Origin of the sequence: Sphingobacterium paucimobilis HER1398 (genome assembly GCF_000416985.1) — a bacterium.
Classification (GTDB): Bacteria; Bacteroidota; Bacteroidia; order Sphingobacteriales; family Sphingobacteriaceae; genus Sphingobacterium; species Sphingobacterium paucimobilis.
The window spans coordinates 120,005-141,902 of the sequence record NZ_ATDL01000004.1 but is presented as its reverse complement, the minus strand read 5'-3'; the positions used below and the strand labels follow the sequence as shown (position 1 = coordinate 141,902).

18 protein-coding genes are annotated in these 21,898 nt (G+C 41.3%); 7 read left to right on the top strand and 11 right to left on the bottom strand.

Features of this window, described 5'->3' with window-relative positions; all coding sequences use genetic code 11:
* Positions 1-85: 85 nt before the first annotated feature.
* Positions 86-2,482 carry an OstA-like protein gene (locus tag M472_RS26135; RefSeq protein ID WP_021068786.1) on the top strand — a complete coding sequence of 799 codons (2,397 nt, stop codon included), beginning with the start codon at positions 86-88 and terminating at the stop codon, positions 2,480-2,482.
* A gap of 73 nt (positions 2,483-2,555) precedes the next feature.
* Here the strand turns inward: M472_RS26135 and M472_RS26130 are convergent, their stop codons facing one another.
* The 6 genes from M472_RS26130 to M472_RS26105 form a co-directional block, all read right to left on the bottom strand.
* On the bottom strand, positions 2,556-3,539 hold the full coding sequence (locus M472_RS26130) for a TapB family protein (protein WP_021068785.1): 984 nt from the start codon (positions 3,537-3,539) through the stop codon (positions 2,556-2,558).
* Between the two features lie 20 nt (positions 3,540-3,559).
* Positions 3,560-4,306, bottom strand: coding sequence for a hypothetical protein (locus M472_RS26125; RefSeq protein WP_144062635.1), 747 nt, complete (start codon positions 4,304-4,306; stop codon positions 3,560-3,562).
* 40 nt (positions 4,307-4,346) lie between these two features.
* On the bottom strand, positions 4,347-5,690 hold the full coding sequence (locus M472_RS26120) for a hypothetical protein (RefSeq protein WP_021068783.1): 1,344 nt from the start codon (positions 5,688-5,690) through the stop codon (positions 4,347-4,349).
* 53 nt (positions 5,691-5,743) lie between these two features.
* Entirely contained in the window at positions 5,744-6,841 is a 1,098-nt protein-coding gene (locus M472_RS26115) for a hypothetical protein (protein ID WP_144062634.1), read from the bottom strand.
* A gap of 88 nt (positions 6,842-6,929) precedes the next feature.
* The gene (locus M472_RS26110) at positions 6,930-7,559 is read right to left on the bottom strand and encodes a hypothetical protein (RefSeq protein ID WP_021068781.1); all 630 of its coding nucleotides are present in this window, start codon (positions 7,557-7,559) and stop codon (positions 6,930-6,932) included.
* A gap of 15 nt (positions 7,560-7,574) precedes the next feature.
* The gene (locus tag M472_RS26105) at positions 7,575-8,111 is read right to left on the bottom strand and encodes a hypothetical protein (protein ID WP_021068780.1); all 537 of its coding nucleotides are present in this window, start codon (positions 8,109-8,111) and stop codon (positions 7,575-7,577) included.
* A 245-nt stretch (positions 8,112-8,356) separates the two neighbouring features.
* Between M472_RS26105 and M472_RS26100 the strand changes: the two genes are divergently transcribed.
* The 3 genes from M472_RS26100 to M472_RS26090 are packed head-to-tail and all read left to right on the top strand — an operon-like array spanning position 8,357 to position 12,678.
* Entirely contained in the window at positions 8,357-9,913 is a 1,557-nt protein-coding gene (locus M472_RS26100) for a histidine kinase (RefSeq protein ID WP_021068779.1), read from the top strand.
* Positions 9,885-11,939, top strand: coding sequence for a tetratricopeptide repeat-containing sensor histidine kinase (locus M472_RS26095; RefSeq protein WP_021068778.1), 2,055 nt, complete (start codon positions 9,885-9,887; stop codon positions 11,937-11,939). The genes M472_RS26100 and M472_RS26095 overlap by 29 nt, the downstream gene beginning before the upstream one ends.
* On the top strand, positions 11,920-12,678 hold the full coding sequence (locus M472_RS26090; RefSeq protein ID WP_021068777.1) for a LytR/AlgR family response regulator transcription factor: 759 nt from the start codon (positions 11,920-11,922) through the stop codon (positions 12,676-12,678). Before M472_RS26095 ends, M472_RS26090 begins: the two co-directional genes overlap by 20 nt.
* A gap of 3 nt (positions 12,679-12,681) precedes the next feature.
* Here M472_RS26090 and rdgB read toward each other — a convergent pair whose 3' ends face one another.
* The 4 genes from rdgB to M472_RS26070 form a co-directional block, all read right to left on the bottom strand.
* Entirely contained in the window at positions 12,682-13,257 is a 576-nt protein-coding gene (rdgB, locus tag M472_RS26085; protein ID WP_021068776.1) for an RdgB/HAM1 family non-canonical purine NTP pyrophosphatase, read from the bottom strand.
* Positions 13,258-13,367: 110 nt separating this feature from the next.
* Positions 13,368-14,006 (bottom strand): hypothetical protein, encoded by a 639-nt coding sequence (locus tag M472_RS26080; RefSeq protein WP_235049480.1) that lies wholly within the window; start codon positions 14,004-14,006, stop codon positions 13,368-13,370.
* Between the two features lie 55 nt (positions 14,007-14,061).
* Positions 14,062-15,042 carry a deoxyhypusine synthase family protein gene (locus tag M472_RS26075; protein WP_021068774.1) on the bottom strand — a complete coding sequence of 327 codons (981 nt, stop codon included), beginning with the start codon at positions 15,040-15,042 and terminating at the stop codon, positions 14,062-14,064.
* Between the two features lie 304 nt (positions 15,043-15,346).
* Positions 15,347-16,444: a mandelate racemase/muconate lactonizing enzyme family protein gene (locus M472_RS26070; RefSeq protein WP_021068773.1), complete on the bottom strand. Its 1,098-nt coding sequence runs from the start codon at positions 16,442-16,444 to the stop codon at positions 15,347-15,349.
* A gap of 141 nt (positions 16,445-16,585) precedes the next feature.
* Here M472_RS26070 and M472_RS26065 point away from each other — a divergent pair, with 141 nt between their 5' ends.
* Positions 16,586-17,872, top strand: coding sequence for a M64 family metallopeptidase (locus tag M472_RS26065; protein ID WP_021068772.1), 1,287 nt, complete (start codon positions 16,586-16,588; stop codon positions 17,870-17,872).
* A 128-nt stretch (positions 17,873-18,000) separates the two neighbouring features.
* Here the strand turns inward: M472_RS26065 and M472_RS26060 are convergent, their stop codons facing one another.
* Entirely contained in the window at positions 18,001-19,107 is a 1,107-nt protein-coding gene (locus M472_RS26060; protein WP_021068771.1) for a serine hydrolase domain-containing protein, read from the bottom strand.
* A 165-nt stretch (positions 19,108-19,272) separates the two neighbouring features.
* Here M472_RS26060 and M472_RS44340 point away from each other — a divergent pair, with 165 nt between their 5' ends.
* Positions 19,273-21,234 (top strand): sensor histidine kinase, encoded by a 1,962-nt coding sequence (locus M472_RS44340; protein WP_021068770.1) that lies wholly within the window; start codon positions 19,273-19,275, stop codon positions 21,232-21,234.
* Positions 21,224-21,856 (top strand): response regulator, encoded by a 633-nt coding sequence (locus tag M472_RS26055; protein ID WP_021068769.1) that lies wholly within the window; start codon positions 21,224-21,226, stop codon positions 21,854-21,856. Before M472_RS44340 ends, M472_RS26055 begins: the two co-directional genes overlap by 11 nt.
* The last annotated feature ends 42 nt before the right edge of the window (positions 21,857-21,898 follow it).

The window sequence follows — 21,898 nt, the reverse complement described above, 5'->3', positions numbered from 1 at the left end:
ACCAGTGATATTCGTTAATTTTATTTCGTATTAAATTTCATTCAATTAACATTTTTTTGCTATTAAAATCCATATTTTTGCCTGCGTGAGAAACTGGTTAATAATCATATTTTTTATCCTATCCTTAGCAGCCGCTTTTGGACAGACTCCAATTGGCTCGACAGCACAACAAGGAGACCGTCTTAACCTAGTGTCGTCCAACAGTGGGCGTATCAATGCTAAGACAGGACACATGGTATTTTACGTTCCTGTCTACGAGCACAAAGGCAATACCCTTTCCGCAGACAGCGGCTATATCTATGAAGATGAGATAAAAAGACAGTTTTTCGAAGCTTTTGGCAATGTCGTCATCACACAGCCTTCAGGAACTGTAATCTATGCCGACTATCTCCATTATGACGCCGCCGCCCAACACGCACTGCTCACCAAAAATGTGAAGATGGTCGATAAAGGGTCGACACTGACGACCAATCACCTCACCTATAATATGCGTTCCAAAGTCGGAACCTACACTGGCGGAGGGAGGATCATATCTCAGGGAGACACCATCACCTCAAAGAACGCCTATTATTTTGAAAACACATCCGATGCCTATTTTCGGCACAAAGTAGTCGTACGAAGCCCCAACGTAAAGGTATATACTGATACCATGCGTTACAATTCTTTGAGCAAAATGACCTATTTCTTCGGTCCTACCAACATCAAGCCCACCAGCAATGAAGAAGGCAAGAACGAAAATCTATACACAGAGCGAGGCACCTACAACACAGGAACGGGCATTGCCGATTTTAACAAAAACAACCTATACACCGAAGGATCCAAATTTCTAAAAGGTGACAGTTTACATTACGAACGTTCTAAAGGGGTAGGCGAAGCTTTTAGAAATGTTGTTTTTGTCGACACATTAGATAAGTTTTTTGCCTATGGCGGTCGCGGGCTCTATACACAATCCGAAGAGTCGATTCTGATGACAGAAAAGCCCTATATCATCACCGTTGTCAAAGAAAACCAAGATTCGACGGCAGATAGCTCAGCCGCACCTATAGACCTTAAAGCTAAAGAAAAAAAGAAAAAAGAGGGTAAAGACGAAGTAAAGGTCCAAGAAGAAATATCTGACAAAGAGAAGAAAAAAACAGAAGATATCGGTCCTGCACCAAAAACGGTTCCTCGCGACAGCACCTTACGAGAGGCAAAGATGGACTCCGTCTACATGACTGCAGACACCCTGTACTCACGTATGATCCTGGTAAAAGACTACAAGCCCCTGCAACTCAACCTCAGCAGGGACGGAGGCAAATTAGAAGCCGAGGAAGAGGTAGACTATGGTGATGTTGAGGGCGCGGAAGTCACAGACTCTACCAACGTCAATATAAAAGACAGCATACAGCAACAGTTACAGATCGTTGAAGAAGTTGTGCAACAAGAACCAGCTTCACCGGTCAAGGCTATAATCAAGAAGGACAGCATTAAAACGCCCGTCCCTCTCAAACCCAAAAATGCTATAACCGAGCCCAATCGGATCGGCGATCGGCAAAATATCGGTAGTACCTTAAAAGCAGATTCTGTACTACGACAAAAAGCCGTAGTACCTACCGCGAATCATGCTGACACATTGATCAATCGTGCTCTTCGTACGGCACAGGCACCTGACTCGATCAGCAAGGCGCCTGACAGCCTTAATGCAGCTCAATTGGATACCGCCAGAACGAGGATCGTACGTGCCTATTATAATGTTAGATTATTCAAGTCTGACTTACAGGCTGTTGCCGACTCCGTCTACTATGGCATGGTCGATTCGATGTTCCGTTTCATGGGCCGACCAATGATATGGTCGCAGGGTTCGCAGATATCAGCAGACACTATATTCATGCAGATTGTCGCACAGCAAATGGACAATGCCCTACTCAAAGACAATGCTTTTATGGTCAATGCAGTATCGGACTCGATTAAGTTCAACCAATTAAAAGGCCGAAAAATCACCGCATTCTTTGCCAATAACAATATTGACAGACTATTTGTCGATGGCAATGCCGAAAACCTCGTATTCACCCAAGACGACAAGAGCAAGCTCATCAAAGAGATGTTCCATGATCGAGGTGGGCGGATCAAAATAAAGATGGAGGGAAAGAAAATTATCGACTATACCACGATACGAAAAGTAGACCAAAAAGTATATCCATTTGCACTAATTACGCAGGAGAACGAAATACTGCCAGGTTTTATCTGGCGACCTCAAGATCGCCCAACCTCCAAAGAGGATCTCTTGAACAGAAAACGAGAGACACCAAAAGCTGTAGAGCCCAAAGAAGGAGAAGATAATTCTCAGGGCAAACCTGCCGAAGCTAAGCCTAGTAAAGAAATCGCTGAAGATACCTCCGAAAAAGAAGAGGAAGAGAAAGATCAAAAATCAAGCAAAACAACCGATAAAGATATATCGGCTAATCCTGAAATAAACAAGGAGGAGGATAGAACTCAAAAGTGACAATAGCTGGTTTTTTCCAAGCGGAACCCAATTATAAAGAGGATGCCTAAGTCTTGAAGGACTTAGGCAATTCTTACATTTTATACATTTTCAGTTCCATGGCTGTCTTTCCTGTTTTAGCATGCGATTCTTGCTTTATCATGCCTATTTTTGGTGCAAACCACAGGTATTCAGTACTGGCGGGCATTTTCTTGTTCATCCCCATCACTTTAACAGAAGTATTGATGGATGATTTGACCTTTAAACATTCAAAGCTTCCCGCTTTAGTCGTAACAAGCTCTTTGCTGACCACCTGCCTATCGGTCACCACCGTTTGAAAGGACATCTCGTTTGACCCGGCTTTTGTTTTAAACGAAAAATTCAGATCTTCCAGTTTCATACCTGGATACATCTTTTTCGGAAACGAAGCAAAGCCCTTATCTACGTCAATCGTCGTATTTTTTAATGCGTTCTGTACCACTTCAGTTTTCATTTCCGGGTTGTTTTCCATCATAGCCTGCATCATAGAAGCAATATCCATATAGATCATGTCGCCATCGCAAATGTAGTTCATAGTATAGCTCAAAGCACCAAAATGTGATGTCGTCATATCAGCTTTAACCTCCGCAATAGTAGCTGTACCTTTGGTCTTCAAATCGTTTATGGTCATCTTTAATTCCGCATCCTCTCTTCCTTTATCGTCAGTAGACTGATAGATCAATACCGTTCCCTTTTTGAACCAGCTGAAGTCTGTACAGCCGTTTCCAACCAATACTAACGCCTGATCGGGGCATGCCTCTACGTTTGTGATTACACTACCTATCAGCTCTGTTTTACCTGGCTTTTTGTCGGAAGCTTCTGTTTTGGATTTACTGAATGCTCCTTCTATAGATTCATCACTTTTCTTATCCGCCTTATCCAGTACTTTATCTACCTGCCGATCCGCCTTCCGCTCAATCCGCTGCTCAATTTTCTTTTCAAGTTTTTGACCAAACCCTTTCAGTATCTGACCTTTCGCTGTAGCTCCCCCCATCAACAGGTACAGCAACATACTGCTTGTTATTAATATATTTTTCATTTTTTTGCTTATTTAAATTATTAATCATTGTCCCTTGATACCCTGCCACACTTCGCCAATACTTCTTTGGCCAATTTGACCGCTACGGGCAATGTCCCTCTGGCTTCTGTACTAAGCTTCGTTTCAATGGTAAAGCGAGCAGAACCTGCCAAGACCACCAGCTCCAGTCCATAGGTATCATTCCATTTCCAATAGGCTCGATCCCCCAGATCTTCAACGGGCTGAAAAGCAAAGTTCTTCCGAGCATCCAAGAGACCTTTAGCTTCTTCATAGCCTTTTGGATCGCCTGCATATTCCTTTTTAAGATTAGCCAAAAGCATCTCATACTCCGACGGGTTCAGCTTTTTATAAGCCTGATCGAATAGCGCAAGGGCAGAGGACTGGCTATACAGTTTGAGTTCGCTATCAGTATAAAAATCCAACTTTGTAAGTTTTACCATATCCATATCCGGCCCTTTGATGATTTGTCCGGATATTTCTATTTCTAAGTCGGGGCGATTGCTAAGCCACTGGTATTCACAATAGCCATACACTCCCTTGGTAACCGATATTTTTTCTTTGTAAGTAGCCTCATTTATAGCGACATGCTTAGCAACATCACCTTTGGTCAGCAATTCTTCGTATTTATAATCAAACTTTTCAAAGCAACTAGCCCTTTCCTTCTTCCCTTCGCTCTCTTTATCGCAAGCGAAAAACAAAAGGGAGGCACCTAGTACCACCCATATCCAACTAACATGTGAAACAAAATGTTTAATGATTCTTTCCATGACTTTATTTTCTACTAACATGATTGAGTAAATTGTATTTCTATTTCGACCTCTTTACAGCGATGCCACTTGGTAAGGCTCTGCGGTCACCTTCCGTCAACGCATAGAGGAGCTTATCATTTTTCCATACTTTGACAACAGGTTTTCCTTTGCTATTACTCTCATAACCTGCGGCATACACATCCTTTCCTCCGACAGCTATAGCCACCGCTGCGCTATTGGACGTCCCTTCCGTCAGTTTATACAAGCGCTTGCCGTTTTTCCAGACAACTGGCACTGAATGGGTAGTGGTTCCGTCGTTCCATACGCCGCATACATAGACCACACCATCCTGCACCGCTATGTCCCCCCCCACTAATCCAATAAAAGTCGTCGGATCTTCATCCAATAGTGTGACTTCTCCATTCTTCCAATACCGACCGATTTCCTGCCCCCCCTGTCCATTCAGCCCTTTACTCTTTTCATCGCCCAACACATAAACATCTTCATTCTCCACGGTCACACTCAAAGCTCTACCTGCTTTAACACCATTAGTGAGGTGAATCTCCTGACTGTTTTCCCACAGCATGGCAACGGAAGGAGTATTAGCATAGCTTGACGAGTTTCCTACGATATATATGTCATTACCTGAGCAAGCAATAGCGCGTGCATACCGGCCATCATTGGTAGCGGCAACTGTATGGGGGACTTTATTTCGCCACAAAACAGGCTTATGTGGATTACTATCCGTTCCTATAACATATATATCCCCCCGATAATCGACCGCTATATCTGCAACCGTTGCGCTATTACTGCCATCAGTAAGGATATGAGCAGTATTATTTTTCCAATATTTTGCCACGCGGGTATAGCCTCTTGCCTCGGTTCCAACTACGTATACATCATCGTTGTGCAAGGCTATTCCGACAGTCGCCGCAAAGGAAGTACCGTCCGTCAGTTCATATAATAGTTTCCCATTTTTCCAAAGCATGGCTTGAGTAACAGAAGCATCATTGGCGGTTGTATTCTGAATACCAGACACATAAATATCTATTTTATAAACTTCGACTACAGCTTTATCGCTATCTTTATAATTGTTTTTCTTGGCCATAACTTCATAGTCTCCCACCTTTGCAAAAACATGTTTGTTGTTGTTTATTTTTTCGTTATTGACGTATACATCCGCTTCAATCGGCTTGCCATCCACCATGACCGTAAAGGTGACCTCCTCATTTTCGTCGATATCTGTTGCCGAAGCTATCAGGACTAACTGTCCGTTTTCCGTAGGTTCCAAAGGCACTGGTTCTTCTCTCGGCACTTCACTCTTCGAGCAGGCAAAGAGTAGCAAAAAACTAAATAGCACCGCTCCTGTGTATTTTAAGTAGGAATAAAGTCGTGTTTTCATGATACGTTTTTTAAGTTTTATACCATGCCATCCGTTTCATCACGTACGGCAATTTAACGTTCCACTATAAACATGGACGTTACTGTGGTATAATTATCTTTTTTAGCAGTTTCGAGGGCATGCCATTTTCCATTCGTCCAATAGCCGCCGATGTCCCAATCTCCATCGTCGTTAGAAACCGCACCTGCAATATATACGTCATCGTTGTGCACCGCTATGGCATTAAAAGAACCATAACCTTTCCCTTTCATTTCTAACGGTTTCTCCTTTCCATTTTTCCAATAAAGAGGCATGCCCCCCTGACCACTTCCAATCACATGTACATTACCATTCTTCACATAAATATCATATGCACTTCCACCGCTGACATTCTCCGTCAGTGTATATTCCTCTTTATTTTTCCAGTACTTAGCCCAGCCTATTCCTCCAGAATTTTGGTAGTTCCCCGCAATATATATGTCTTCACCGTCTACAAAAAGGCCACCAACATGACCGAAATGATGCTTAGCTGGCGAGGCGACGATGTGTTCCACATTATTTTTCCAGTATTTAACCACCTGTACTTTATCGTCAATCTGTGGTACTGATTTTGTCACCATTGCTGCGATATAGATATCTTCTTTATCTGTCACATGGATCGCAAAGTATGGAGATAATGTATAGTCATCACTTGACGGCAGCCTATGGATCTCACCATCTACCCAATATACAGCATCAGCATTCTCTACACCTGCTACATAAACCTTACCCTTGGCTACGCCGATAGCACTTGCTCGCGTGTAGACACCTTGGTCTACTGCGAGATCCATCCGCTGCCCATTTTTCCAATATACCGCCCTTTCCCCCTTGCCCGTTATCGTGATTGTTCCGGCAACGTATACATCACCTTTCTCGACAAAAATATCGGTTACAATAGCACGGGTAGAGCCATCCGTTAGTTTGATCAGCTCCCCATTTTTCCAATATTGCGCGGTGAAGGGGCCATTTAGCGGGCCTGTATATCCTGCTACATAAATATCTACCTGTTTCTCTTGAATAGGATCGTCGCCTATTCCCTTCGATTTCGAACATGCAAAAAACAGGATTGAGGCGCCTAGCGCCACCCCGGCCAAACTAACATATGAAACAAAATATCTTGTTATTATTCTCATGATCTTATTTTTTTAATTTTTGTCCGTACCGTATATTCGTATACCGTACGGACAATACTTGACCATTCGCCACTAGACGATATCACTACTACTTAAAATCAAAACCCAGCCCCGATTTCAGATTGAATTTCCCTTCGGTTATCTTCACTGCCGATCCTCCATTCTCCTGTATAGGATACACATTCATTTTGAACGTACCCGATAGTCGCGTATACCCCGGATTACCAGTAGGGTATCCAACCATTTTCTGTTCTCCTACCTCAAAGCCTGTTATTTCTACTGTACCTACTGCTTGTGTGGGATTTCCTGGATCATAAGAAGCATACCAAGTCTGTCCTATCTCTGTACTAACGATATACGAGGCTGTAGCTTGGCCTATATTTGCTTCGGAGTCTTTTAGAAGTTGATAAGTCCCTTTGGGATTATTCAATCTAGATTTGGGGATAGCAATATGCATGCTTATGGAGCTTACATCATCCTCGCCTCCGCCTGGAGCTATCCGTTGGCCACCTACCAAAACGAGGTAATATTCAGTACCTTCATATTCATGTTCTTCGGTAAAAAGGTTATTAATCGTAGTCCCCCAGATCTCTCCATCTACTTTCATCGTTAAGCTAGCATTTTCGCTTTGCTCCGCGTCTTCGCTATTTTTGGAGCAGGCTGAAAAACCTACACCAAGAACGATTGCTAAAAAAAAAGCTGTATAAAATCTTTTCATTGTTTTAATTTTAAGTTATCTACCCAGTGAAAAATTATAACCTAAGCGTACGCCTAGAAAGTTCATACTATCAATAATCTGAAAACGCGCACCTAGATCCCAATTACCAAAAACATATCCTCCTCCTAGACCAAAGCTCGCCTTCGTTGTCGATGCGCTACCACCTATTCCGGACAATCCTATTCCAAAATCATCTTTAATAGTCACTTTAGATTTTACTACCGTTAACCCAACTTGCGGTTCCCCATATAGTCCACCAAAATCATGGCGATAGCCAAATACAATAGGCACCATCCCCATACTACCTTTCATAAGATCACTGCTTTCTTTCATGCCAAAGCGCAAATATCCTAAAGTCCCAGTTATATCCCCTATATCAGTTATACCATAAAAGGCTTTCCCAGTAGCACCGAATCCTATACCAAATCCTTGCCCAAAATCACCTATAGGCAAGCCTAGTTCCACACCGGCACCAACCGTATGAAATCCTTTTTGTGCAAATGCTATATTACCAACTAACAGCAATACAATGGTGTAATAAACTCTTTTCATAATGTTCATAAATTTCTAATCTTAAATAAATTTTTAGTTCAGTAGCAAAAGAAAGGCTAATCTTTAAAGCAAGGAATAGTCATTGAGCATTTGCATGCTTTCATTTATTATCCGTATTATTAGCGAATAATATCAATAAACCTCATAATACTCAATAAAATAGCTCAAATACTAATTGATAATCCTGACCAAGCAGATTAAATGCTATATTCGTTAGTCATGAACTTTATTGTAAACTTTTAGATATGCTCGGTGAACATATAGAACCCTTTGTCCTATCCGACGCGATAGGCTATTTGTTTTGTGGAGCCGTCACGTTTACGCTATTCGGTGTCCTCACTATCTTTCTTAAAACCCGAAAAACAATCTACCTCCACTATACATTGTTTTTATTATTTATTTTACTATATGCGCTCACGGGACTTAAAAAAATCTCGAATTTTGATAACACATTCCTCAATCATCTTCGACATAATAGAAGGTATATTGAGCCTGTCACTATACTTTCATTTTCCTTTTACATATTCTTTGCGATAAAGCTTATTAACATAGAGTTTCAACGGCCTAAACTATTCAAGAAGCTTCAACTTTTTGGCTTTGTTTGTATAGGCTATTCCCTTTTATACTTACTTTACTATAACGCTATAGCTACTCAGCATCTAACAGTTTTCATAATAGCACGGGTATTAATTTTTCCATTGAGCATCTACTTCCTGCTACAGATCCATTGGCACATTGATTCGCCAGTGAAGACATTCTTCATCCTGGGGAGTATTTTGTATTTTACAGGAGCTGTCGTTGCCTCCATAAGATTTTCCTCAACCACGGTTCCCTTCGCTAACTTTTATGAACTACGTGCATCATCTTACTTTCAAATCGGAGTATCGTTTCAGGCATTTTTTTTTGCTCTAGCCATGGGTGAGAAAACAGCATTCCAGCGACAAGAACGAGATTTTAGACAACGGAGCCGAATGCATCAGCTGGCTTTACAAGACCAGGGAACCAAAGCGACAAACAAGCGCCTAGAAGCAGAAATCAAAGTTCGAGTAGAAGAAATAGTTAGCATTCGTGAAAATTTGGAAGATCAAGAACGCAAGCGGCTATCAGTTGAACACGAACACAACCTACTCAAGTCCGAAATACAAGCTAAGCAGGCTCAGATAAGTCCACACTTTATTTTCAACAGTCTCAATGCTATTAAATATCTAATACTCCAAAATGAATCAAAAAAAGCGATCAAATATCTCATCTCGTTTAGCCGTTTTATCCATTCTATACTAGATCAGGTCAACAACGAGAGTATTTCCCTGGCAAGCGAAATATCCATTTTAAGCGATTATTTGGACTTGGAGAAAAAACGATTTGACGAAAGCTTTAACATCCATATAACTAATAACTTGACAAGCAAAACACTCCATTTTAACACACCGCCATTTTTACTACAACCTTTTGCAGAAAATGCAATCTGGCACGGATTACTCCCTAGCACTAAAAAAGAAAAAATATTATCCATCACGGTAGATAGTGTGGCAGAAGGGGTAAAAGTAATCATTGAGGACAATGGGATAGGACGCAGTCATAATCTTAAAAAGCCATCCTCGACTAAAATTGGGGGACTTGGTATAAAGCTGACTTTAAAGCGCATAGAACTATTTAACCATCATCACAACCAACAGAAGATCAACTGCAGTATTACAGATCTCAAAGATTATCAAGGAGTCCCTACCGGAACACGCGTTGAATTACAACTGGTAGCCTGCTCATCTAACCAAAATGAAAGGAGATCAAATGTATCAGATTAATAATTTAAGTCTTTTAAGCATTGGCTTAGTATATTTTTTGCTTTCTACATTATCGCTATCAGCACAATCTATTACAGACAGTTTAGAGCAGTTACTTGATATAGAAAGAGATTCTTCTAAACGAGTAAAACTGATGGTCGACTTATCGCGGGAATTGCAAAGGGATGCTCAAAAAACAAATGAAGCTATTCAATTAGCTACTGATGCTGTAAAGATTGCCTCTTCAAAAGACTCCTCTTTATATGCCCATAGCCTCAATAATTTAGGACTATTGCTACGATATGACCAGCAGTACAAGCCAGCATTGACATTGCACGTTCGAGCTTTCCATCTTGTAGAAAAAGCTACGGATAACGGTATCGAAAAAATGACTTATGCCAACAACGCTGGAGTTGCCGCAAGGTATGCAAATTCGTATGATGTCGCCGTAAAATATTATTTGTTTGCGCTTAATATTGCGGAGAGAGAAAAAAACATGCGTAATATAGAAATAGCCTGCAACGGTCTTGGCAATGCCTACATTGCTATACCAGGACGGGAGAGTCTAGCATTAGAATATTTGGAGCGTGCGCTGCTTACAGCCAAGCAAGAAGGAAATAAAAGAGGTGAAGCGATACAGTACCTAACTATTGGGGGCTATTACGACAAATTGAAGCAATATGAAAAGGCTAGAACATACTTCAACAAACTCATTCAAATCAACAAACAAATAGGTGATAAAAAGGGGATTGCTATGAGTCTAAAAGCATTAGGTGACAGCTACCTGAATGCTGGAGACGATCTAGACTTAGCTGAGCGATATTACCATCTTTCCTTATCGCTATTTCGGGAAATCAACGACAAACTGCAACAAGCCAATGCGCTATTACGTCTAGGGCAGGTTAGTTATATCCAAAAGAAATACTATCGTAGTATAAGTCAGCTTGAAAAGTCGGCATCTCTTTCTCAACAAGTCAAAAGCAAGGCATTATTGCAAGCTACTGCTTTAGCCACATCATCAGCATATGAAGCTCTCAAAAACTATCCCCTAGCACTTAAACACTATAAGCTATCCCGAGACTATCAAGACAGTATTAATTTAGATAAACAAAACGTAGAGATTGCTTCTATAAACCGCCAATATAATATAGCGAAAAAAGAGACTGAAATAGAGCTACTAAAAGCTGAACACACTATAAATGAAGCAAAATTATCTAAACATGCCAGTAGCATGCGCAACCGTGGTATCATCATCCTATTACTTATAGCGCTATTCATCACATTATCTATCGTATATTTCCTTCAATACAGATACCGTCAAAATCAGGAGAAAGCCAATAAGCGCTTACTAAATGCTAAACAAAAGCATCTTAAGGCTGTTTATGAAAAAAACCTAGCACAAGCTGAAATTCTTTCTACTCAAATGCGCATCAACCCTCATTTTCTTTTTAATTGCCTCAATGCAATCAAAATATTGATCCAACAGAGTAAAAATAAAGAGGCAATAAAGTACTTAATTATGCTTGCTCGTTTTTCACGCTCCGTATTAGAAACTACCAACATGGCTACACATACACTGATTGAAGAACTCAATCTTATAAAACTCTATATTGAACTTGAAAAAAACAGATTTGACGACACCTTTGTATATAACATTGAAAATACACTGGGCGAAGACACAAAAGAAATAAAAATCCCTCCAATGCTACTTCAACCCTTTATTGAAAACGCTATATGGCATGGTCTAATTCCCAGTGAAAAAAAACTAAAGAAACTTCAACTATCAGTCACTGAAACAGAACATGGAGCATATATTGTAATAGATGACTCTGGAATAGGTCGCTTTCAGGCATCAAGAAGAATCAAAGGACACGAAAGTCGTGGTACTGAGATCACCAACAAACGTATACAGCTTTTCAACAATACCCATTCCGCTAATATTGAATACAAATTCATAGATAAAGAAGACTCTCAAGGTATACCTTTAGGTACTTCTATCCATATACATATTAAAAACATCAACAATCATGAACATAGCAATTCTTGACGACGAAACGCATTGCGTAGAGAGCCTTGTAATCCATATCACCAGCCTATTTCCAGAAGCAACTATTGTATTCAAAAGTACTAAGCCTCTAGAAGCAATAGAGGTACTGAAACGTATTGACGTTGATTTATTACTCCTTGATGTAGAGATGCCACTCATGGATGGTTTCGAATTTTTAGAGCAATTTGACAAGCTGAGTTTCGATGTTATATTTACGACAGCATATAGCCAGTACGCCATTAAAGCTTTCAAAGCACAGGCTATAAATTATCTGCTCAAACCAATCGATGAGGATGAGCTTAAAGAAGCTATATTGATATGTTTCGATCGTAGACGAGAGGTATCAACACCATCTCTAAAAGTCGATCAACTTTTAGAACAATTAAAACGAGATGATATACTAAAAGACAAAATAGCGATACCTACGAGCGACGGTTTAGAGTTTATCAATGTCTCTGATATTATCTATTGTAATAGTCAGAGCAACTATACAATTATATTTACACTTTCAACGAAGTCTACTACGATTTGCAAAACCCTCAAAGAAATTGAGAAACTACTTGAAAAATTTTCTTTTTTAAGAGTTCATCAATCGTATCTTATCAACCCAAATCATATTAAAAAATATATTCGAAATGACGGAGGATTTTTAATTATGGTAGACAATAGCCAGATTCCAATCAGTCAATCAAAAAAAAGTAGTGTCATAGAGTTATTCGAAAAATTAAAAAGCTCGTAAAAATCAAAACTGATTTAGAAAATCTGCCATCTTGGATACCGCAATCGACCGATGACTGATCAAATTTTTTTCCGCTGCTGACATTTCAGCAAACGTACGGGAATATCCGTTTGGAATAAATATAGGATCATACCCAAATCCACCATCTCCGCGACGCTCTTCGATGATACGACCTTCAATAGCCCCTTCAAAAAAGTATTGTCTGCCCGCTAAGAAAAGTGAGATAACCGTTTTGAAACACGCTTTCCTAGACGCTTGTCCATTCAATCGCTCCAATACCAACTCTATATTCTGTTCCATATCACGACTGCCAGAATAACGCGCCGAATAAACACCTGGTTCACCACCTAGTGCATCTATTTCCAAACCCGAATCATCACCAAAACAATTCACATCAAAACGTTCTACCAAGTAGTCCGTCTTTTGTTGCGCATTCTCTTGAAATGTCACTCCTGTTTCAGGAATATCATCGTGGCAACCGATATCCGTCAATGATTTCAAATTGAATTTATTTCCGATAATAGCTTGTACTTCTTCAAGCTTATGTGCATTATTTGTAGCAAATACGAGTTGTAGCATATATATTGACTTTTTTTATCGAGTGATGCTGTTATCCAGTCTACTTGCCTAGTGAAATGAAGTCTCGACATCATCGGGAATAACTTGTTAACTCCTTCAGCTGATAACTACTAACTTCCGATAAAGTTCTTAAACTCTCCCCAAAAGAGCTTTTTCTTCTCGATGTCGACAAACATCTCTTCAAACGAGAACGTATTGAACACCGTCGCTATCCTACCGCGCATATACGAGTTATGAGCAATTTCAGGCAACTTTAGTGAAGCCGGTTCAACCCCCAACAAGGTGATTTTCGTGGGTTTAAAGAATTCCATGATCCGTTTAAATTCGTTCGGGTTTTGAGGATTGGCCAAGTTGACCACCGCCACATTATGTGGTGTCAGTTGCAGGGCACCTATTGTCTTCACAAAAGCCTCCTCTGCCTGTGGTGAGAAATAAGGAAATTCCGGATAGCGAAGAATAAAAAGGACACCTGTACTTTTATCGCCCTGAAAAACAAACTCTTCCGATGAGCTATCAAAAGCAACCTCTTCCGTATTGCCTTGTTGGCTTACTCCGCCCTGATCCGTAGAAAATCCAGTCGAGAAAATCGTTTCCGACATTAGAGCCTGTAGTGCCGCGGGATTATCAGTAAGGAGATTGTTCATTTTATTAGGTATGAGATGTGAGATAAAAGAGATAGCGGCGTCATCCCGATTGTAGCGAAGCGGAACAGAGGGATCTAACGACTTATATGTATACTCAACAGACATCAAGTCCATAGATTCCTCCGCTCCGGTCGGAATGACGGCAACTAGCCCCTCAATTCTATTGTCCTAAAACATAAGCAAAGATCAACGGAGCGACAATTGTTGCATCCGACTCGATCATAAACTTAGGCGTATCGACATCTAACTTACCCCAAGTGATTTTCTCGTTGGGAACAGCGCCAGAATACGAGCCATATGAAGTTGTAGAATCTGAAATTTGGCAGAAGTACGACCAGAAAGGAACGTCAGTCCATTCTAAATCTTGGTACATCATCGGTACAACACAGATCGGGAAGTCCCCAGAGATACCACCAGCAACCTGGAAGAAACCCACACCTTTACCATCAGAATTAGCACGGTACCACTCGGTCAGGTAAATCATGTACTCAATACCAGACTTCACTGTAGAAGCTTTCAGGTTACCTTTGATGACATTCGAAGCAAAGATATTACCTGTAGTTGAATCTTCCCATCCTGGGCAGATAATTGGCAAGTTCTTCTTCGCTGCTTCAACGATCCAAGAATTCTTAGGATCAATCTCATAATATTGCTCCAATACGCCCGAATTCACCACTTGGTACAAGAATTCGTGTGGCAAGTAACGCTCGCCTTTCTCTTCAGCAGCATGCCATACATCTTCCAAATGCTTTTGAAGACGACGGAAAGCCTCTTCTTCAGGGATACAAGTATCCGTAACACGGTTGAAGTGTGTATCCAACAATTCGCGTTCTTGCTCTGGAGTCAAATCTCTCCAATTAGGAATACGCTTGTAGTGCGAGTGTGCCACCAAGTTCATGACATCCTCTTCCAGGTTGGCACCTGTACAAGAGATAATATGTACTTTATCTTGACGAATCATCTCGGCTAGGGATACACCTAACTCCGCAGTTGACATTGCACCTCCCAAGGAGACCAACATCTTTCCTCCTTCTAATAGGTGTGTTTCATAACCTTTTGCTGCATCTACTAAAGCTGCTGCATTGAAATGACGGTAATTGTGCTCAATAAATTGGCTGATAGGCCCTTTTTGTGTACTCATCTTTTATCGTGTTTTAACAAGTCTAGCAAAGGTACTGAATATAATTTATTTTAGCCCCTCCAGTACCTGCAAAGCCGTGGAGGGAAAGTGTTTTTTAACAAATGATAAAAAAGCTATTTCCTTCGGATAAGTTTCATCACAAAGAAAAATGCGCCTACCAAAATCAACACCATCACCAGGAGGACAACCACCTCCGACATTCCTATATTCCAAGTCGTGTTATTCATATTCTTTATTTTGTGATCAAGTTATCGAGTTATCTTGTTATCGAGTTATCTTGTTAACTGGTTAACTCTACAGCTCCTTAAACAACCCACTTCTCACACCTATCCAAAAACTCCTGTTTGATATCAGCACCGATACCAGCTTCCTCTGAAATAGAGATGCCATAGCCCTGGTACTGAATTCCACCTTCCACAGGATCTTCGAGATGTCCAACCATACAGGTGTCCAGATCATAAAACTTCACATTCGGTGCTGCATAAGCAAAATGAACCTTAGCAGCCAAGGCGAGCCTCGACTCCAACATACCACCGATCATACAAGGCACTTCGTATTCTGCAGCCACCGCCTGTATTTTAAGCGCTTCGTGTATACCCGAAGATTTTGAAAATTTGATATTAATATAATCACAGGCATCCGCTTTACATAAGCGTTCGGCATCACGATGTGTGTACACCGACTCATCAGCCATAACAGGGACAATAGTTTGGGTACGCAATTCGGGCAACAAGTGATCATTATACGTGCGCATCGGTTGCTCACAGAATTGGATTTTGTATGCTTCCAATCCCTGCAATGCCTCCACAGCCCCCTCATAAGACCAACCTTGATTGGCATCAATACGGATCGGCAAATCAAAACCTACCGCCTTGCGAATAGCCTTAATCCGGGCGATATCATCAGTAGGTTTCTTACCCAGCTTTATCTTCAGCGCAAAAGCCCCGCCTTCTTTTAGTTTTAATGCCTTCTCGGCCATCTCCTCTGCCAACGCTATCCCCAGCGTGATATCCGTAGTGATTTCACGTCTCTCCCCTCCCAAAAAACGATATAGAGGTAGCCCAGCATGCTTAGCAGCGATATCATACAGCGCCATATCAAAAGCAGATTTTATCGTAGCATTACCTGCGATATACAGATGCAGCTCCGCCAGACGATCCTCCAAAGCCAACGCATCTTTTCCTTTCCAAATCTTCGCAAAATCCTGCGCTACCGCAATACAGGTATTCTGTGTTTCTCCAACAATCATCGGAAATGCCGAACATTCGCCGACTCCGTAGATGCCGGCATCGGTATAGACCCGTACAAAAGTATTTTGGGCATAATCCATCGTACCTGTTGCAATAACAAAAGGCTCCATAGGAATGCTCAAACGATATATTTCAATGTGCGTAATAATCATTGATATGCTGTTTTAGGTTAGTAAATGTTGTCTCTATTTTAATGACGAAAGTTAAAGACTTTTGAAACAATAAGCAAGAAACAAAAGCAAACCTGTATTTTTGTCAAAACACAACAAAGAACAATCAATAACACAAAAAAAATGACCATACGTAAAACAGGAGTTAAAATCATATTTGTACTGACTATTTTTCTATCCTACCTTTCGGTACAGGCGCAGCAGTTTAATGATTATTTTACGGAGCAAACACTGCGATTGGACTATATCTTCGGAGGGAACAAGGCTCAGCAACATGCTTATTTAGCTGATTTGGTACAATTGAATCGATGGGATGGCAGAAAGGGCAACCTCAGTACAACGCCTATTCAGGGTAATGGTCAGATAAAAGTATACGATGCAGCAACGGACAAACTGATTTACGTCCTGCCTTTCAGCAGCCTGTTTCAGGAATGGCTGACCCAAGAGGAATCCAACCAAACGACTAAAAGTTTTGAAAACTCTTATTTAATTCCCTATCCAAAAGCAAAAGCCAAGGTTCAGGTCTCTTTCTTCGATGCCCAGCGCAAAGAAACGATCCTATTGACACACCTTATCGATCCCCAAGATATCTTAATCCGAAAAGCGACAACAAATGATATTCCGTACGAAACAATCCATAAAGCTACGACAGCCAACCCCATAAAAATAGCCATAGTAGCGGAGGGATACAAGGATACCGAAATGAATGAATTTATGGAGTATGCAAGAAAAACTGTCCATAGCTTATTCCAACACAAGGTCTTTAAGAAACATGAAAATGCATTTGAAATTGTTGCCGTAAAATCGCCTTCCAAAGATTCCAATGTCAGTGTTCCATCCAAGAACATATGGCGATCTACAGCCGTCCAGTCCAATTTTGACACCTTCTATGCCGAGCGGTACTTAACCACATCGCACACCAAATTATTACATACGCTCCTAGAAAACATCCCCTATCAGCATATCATCATCCTCTCCAACACCGATGTATATGGTGGCGGTGGAATCCTTAACTCTTATGCTCTTACAACGACCAAAAACGAACAGTTTGAACCCGTTGTTGTCCATGAATTCGGACACAGCTTTGCCGGATTAGCTGACGAGTATTTTTATGCAGTCGATGTTTTTGAAAACAAAGCCATTGAAAAGATTGAACCATGGGAAAAGAACAACACCTCATTAGTTGACTTTCAGAGCAAATGGGCAGATATGGTTGCGAAAAGCACACCAATCCCTACTCCTGACAGCATGTTGGGAACTGTCAAGATCGGTGCATTCGAAGGCTTAAAAGGAAATGGACTATACATTCCTTCACACGATTGTCGCATGAAGGCCAATACGCCAAAAGACTTTTGCCCGGTCTGTAGCCGAGCACTAGAGGAGATGATTTTGTTTTACACGGGTAAATAATCTTGGAAGGTGCAACGACAGGTTATAAACTGTATCGTCACCTCGACCCAGTGGAGAGGTCTAGAAGCTATATATTAACCCTATAAAGTTCATAAACCTCTCCACTACGGGGGAGCTGACGTTATAACTTAATACTCCTTTGCCAATCGTACAAACTGCCGGAACCAATTGGCATTCACTTTATGTCCCAGGCGAACCATCACCAAATTTTTATCCGGATTGACATAGATATACTGCCCCAAGATTCCCTGAGCAGCAAAATCGCCATTCTCCGTCGGTAGCCACCACTGATATTGGTAGCGCTTATAGCTACCTTCTGTACTGTCTACTTTAGTCGATTCCTCGACCCACTCCGCGGGAACCAACTGTTGTCCTTCCCAATTTCCTTTATGGAGATACAAACGACCCAGCTTTGCAAAATCCCGTGCTCGTGCGTTCAGACAGCAAAATGTTTTCTCGATACCATCGTCTTTTCGATCAATACTCCAAGAAGCATCATACTCCATACCTATAGGTTTCCAGATTTTCTCATCCAGGTATTCTGTGATCGTCTTACCATTTAGCACACGCTCCAGTATCAGTCCCAATAGTTGCGTATTACCACTGGCATAGACAAAATCCTTACCTGGCTCAGCTTCTAATTTTAACTTTTGGGTGTCCTTGCGCAAATCGGTTCCATAATAAAACGAAGCCACCTCGCCAAATGGATTGTAATAACCTTCATTGAATTTGATGCCCGATGTCATCTGCAGCACATGTGCTATCTTCACTTTATCAAAACCACTTTTGGCCATTTCGGGCAAATATCTACTCACAGGATCCTGTACCGAGCCTATAAGACCATCTTGGATAGCACAACCGACAAGCATAGAAGTGACCGATTTGGCCATAGAGAATGACGGTACTATAGATGCCTCCTCATATTTATCCAAATACCGTTCATATAGGATACTATCATTACGGATGATCAAGAAAGCTACTGATTTTGTCTCTTTCAGGAAATTCTCAAAAGACAGTTCTTTATCCTTGTACGTAGTACCAGTCGGCTTTGTCTCCACATCTGCATGATAGAAAACAAACGGATCGTCCGAAGCCTTTAATTCACGTGTCGGAAAAATTTTGTAGTCATTGAGGTCTGCAAAATTGTACCAAACAAAGCGCCCATACTTACAGGCTGACAGTAAGCTTGCCACAGCAATAAGCGCCACAACAAATAGAAAACGTATTCTGTTCATATCTATACACTTTAGGCATAACAACGGTTATCTATCTAATATACAACTTATTTACTACTAATCCTGAATATCAACATTTAAAAGCCACCTCCTATATTTAGGATATTCCGATTTACCTATTTATTATGCATCTTTGACATCTTGTCCAAGCACCTGGCGTAAAACATGAAAAGATTACTTTATTTTCTATTTTTCACTCTACTCAGCAGCAAGCTTTTCTCGCAGGTTCAACCTCGTGATCAATCAAGGAATGACAGTTTATTAATCATTCTAAAGCAGGGAAAAACGGACAGCATACGTGCGCGTGCAGCTTTTCACCTCTCCAAAATATGGATAAATATAGATTCAGCACGCGGTTTAAAGTACCTTCAACAGGGCAATACCCTCTCCAAAGGCAACGAATATCTAAACGCCATATATCGCTATCAGGCTATACCATCTTACAGGGACGAAAAAGAAGTAAATGCCATTCTTGTTATATTTCGCAAGTACGACCATCCTGACGCGTGGGATTACACCTATCGGGTGGCTATAAATCGGGTTAGGTGGCTTATCAATCAAGCCCTAGCGGACAAAGCATTAGCTATGCTGCAAAGAGACATCATGCCACTCGCCCAGAAACTCAAGAATCCCGCATACGACGCAGAGATTGCACTAGAGATGGGGCGTTCCTTTGTCAATCAAAGCATGTACAACGAAGCGGTCCCTTACCTGGAAAAGGCCGTAGCACGCTACGAATCTATCCAACCCAAGGAGGAAAACCTATTGTACAATCATATTCATACCTTAGGTTCCTTGGCCAATGTCTATAATCTATTAGAGAGAAGTCCCAAGGCAGATTCGACCATCCGTAGAGCAAATGAGCTACTACTTATACAGCCCAATCTAGCCCAGAAACTACGTATTACATCATTCGAGGCCATGCATCTCCTACAAAACGGGAACTATCAGAAGGCCGAAAAATTGATCAATCACACCTTAGCTAACGCTAAGGGTGTGCCACCACGTTATCTCCTCAACCTTCACTTTCAAGGATACAAGGCCCGTGCAGGCTTAGGCGACAAACAAGGCGCTTTAAGTCTTCTAAAAAAGAGCCACCCTATCGACAGCATACACCTCAATCCCGAAAAATTCGGAACGGTAGACCTGAGCGAACTACTACCGACCTATGCATCGGCCTATGAACAAATAGGCGACCATAAACAAGCCACACTCTATTGGAAGCGCTATATCAAACACCGGGACTCCGTCAGTAAAGACCAGATCGCTACACAGATCTCTAACCTCGAAGTTCAACTCCGCACCCAAGAGAAAGACGCCGCTATCCAACATTTGAAGGCGGAACAAAACGAAATCACATTACGTCTGAAAAACCAACGTATCTTCACGGGGCTCTTTACCGCAGCCGCCATTCTGCTGTTGATACTATTGGGATTCATCCTATATATTTACAAGAGCAAACAAAAAATCAATGCAAATCGTATACATCAGTTAGAAACCGATAACCAATTAAAGGTTACCAAAGCGCTGCTGGAAGGCGAAGAAAGAGAACGTCAGCGTATAGGTCGGGATCTTCATGATGGACTTGGTGGAACACTGGCCGGTATCCATATCCAACTTTCTGAATCCCAACAACAGCGACAAGGGCCAACCCTAGACCGTGCTATCACACAACTCGAAGGCTCTATAGCCGAAATACGTCGTATCGCCCGTAACATGGTACCTGAAAACCTCTTCCATAAAGGGCTCGACACCGCCTTGCGTGATCTTTGCATAAGCTTTTCAACAACAGAAACGCAGATTGAATACCAGTCTTCCGAACTCTCTGACAATCTCTCCAATAGTATACAAACTAACCTGTACCGGATTGTCCAAGAACTGCTGAGCAATGCACTACGTCACGGCAAAGCGAAAAACATTATTGTACAATGTATACAAAACGAAGACACCTTACTACTCACTGTGGAGGATGATGGTCTGGGATTTGACACGCAGAATAAACAGAATCTCCACGGTATAGGCCTTAAAAACATACAAAGTCGCGTGAACTATATGCAGGGGCAATATGCCATAGAAAGTGCGACAGGCCAAGGTACAACCATTAATATCGAAATACATGTCAGCTAGAAAAATAAACATCGTCATACTGGACGATCACCCTATTGTATTAGAAGGGTTGAAATCTTTGCTCCTGAATCACAGTACAACTATTGCTGTACAGACTTTCAGCAGTGCATTAAACTTTAACAAGTTTATGGAAGAACGACCTTCTGTTGACATCCTCCTACTGGACATCAACTTGCCCGATGGAAACGGTCTTGATATCTGCAAAAACCTCCAAGCCCAACACCCATTGATCAAGGTTATAGCTCTCAGCAATCAAATCGAGCAGAGTATTATCCGCCAGATGTTCGACAATGGGGCTTGTGGCTTTTTACTCAAAAGCACCCCCTCTGAAAAAATAATATCCAGCATACTGGATGCGCTACAAGGGCAGATCGTTATGGATTCCGAAGTCATGCGTATACTTACCACCCCCGTACAGACAAAAACATTTCCGGCTCTCACCAAGAGAGAAAAACAACTGATAGCGCTGCTGGCACAGGGAAAAACAACTTCCACCATAGCAGAAGAACTTTTCCTCAGCAAATTTACCATAGATACCTATCGTAAAAACCTCCTCCAAAAGTTTAAAGTAAAAAATACGTCAGAGCTACTCATGCTTGTTGTGCAAGAAAACCTATTGTAATCACCTCCTATTATTAGGAGGGTAAAAACCCCTATTAACGGG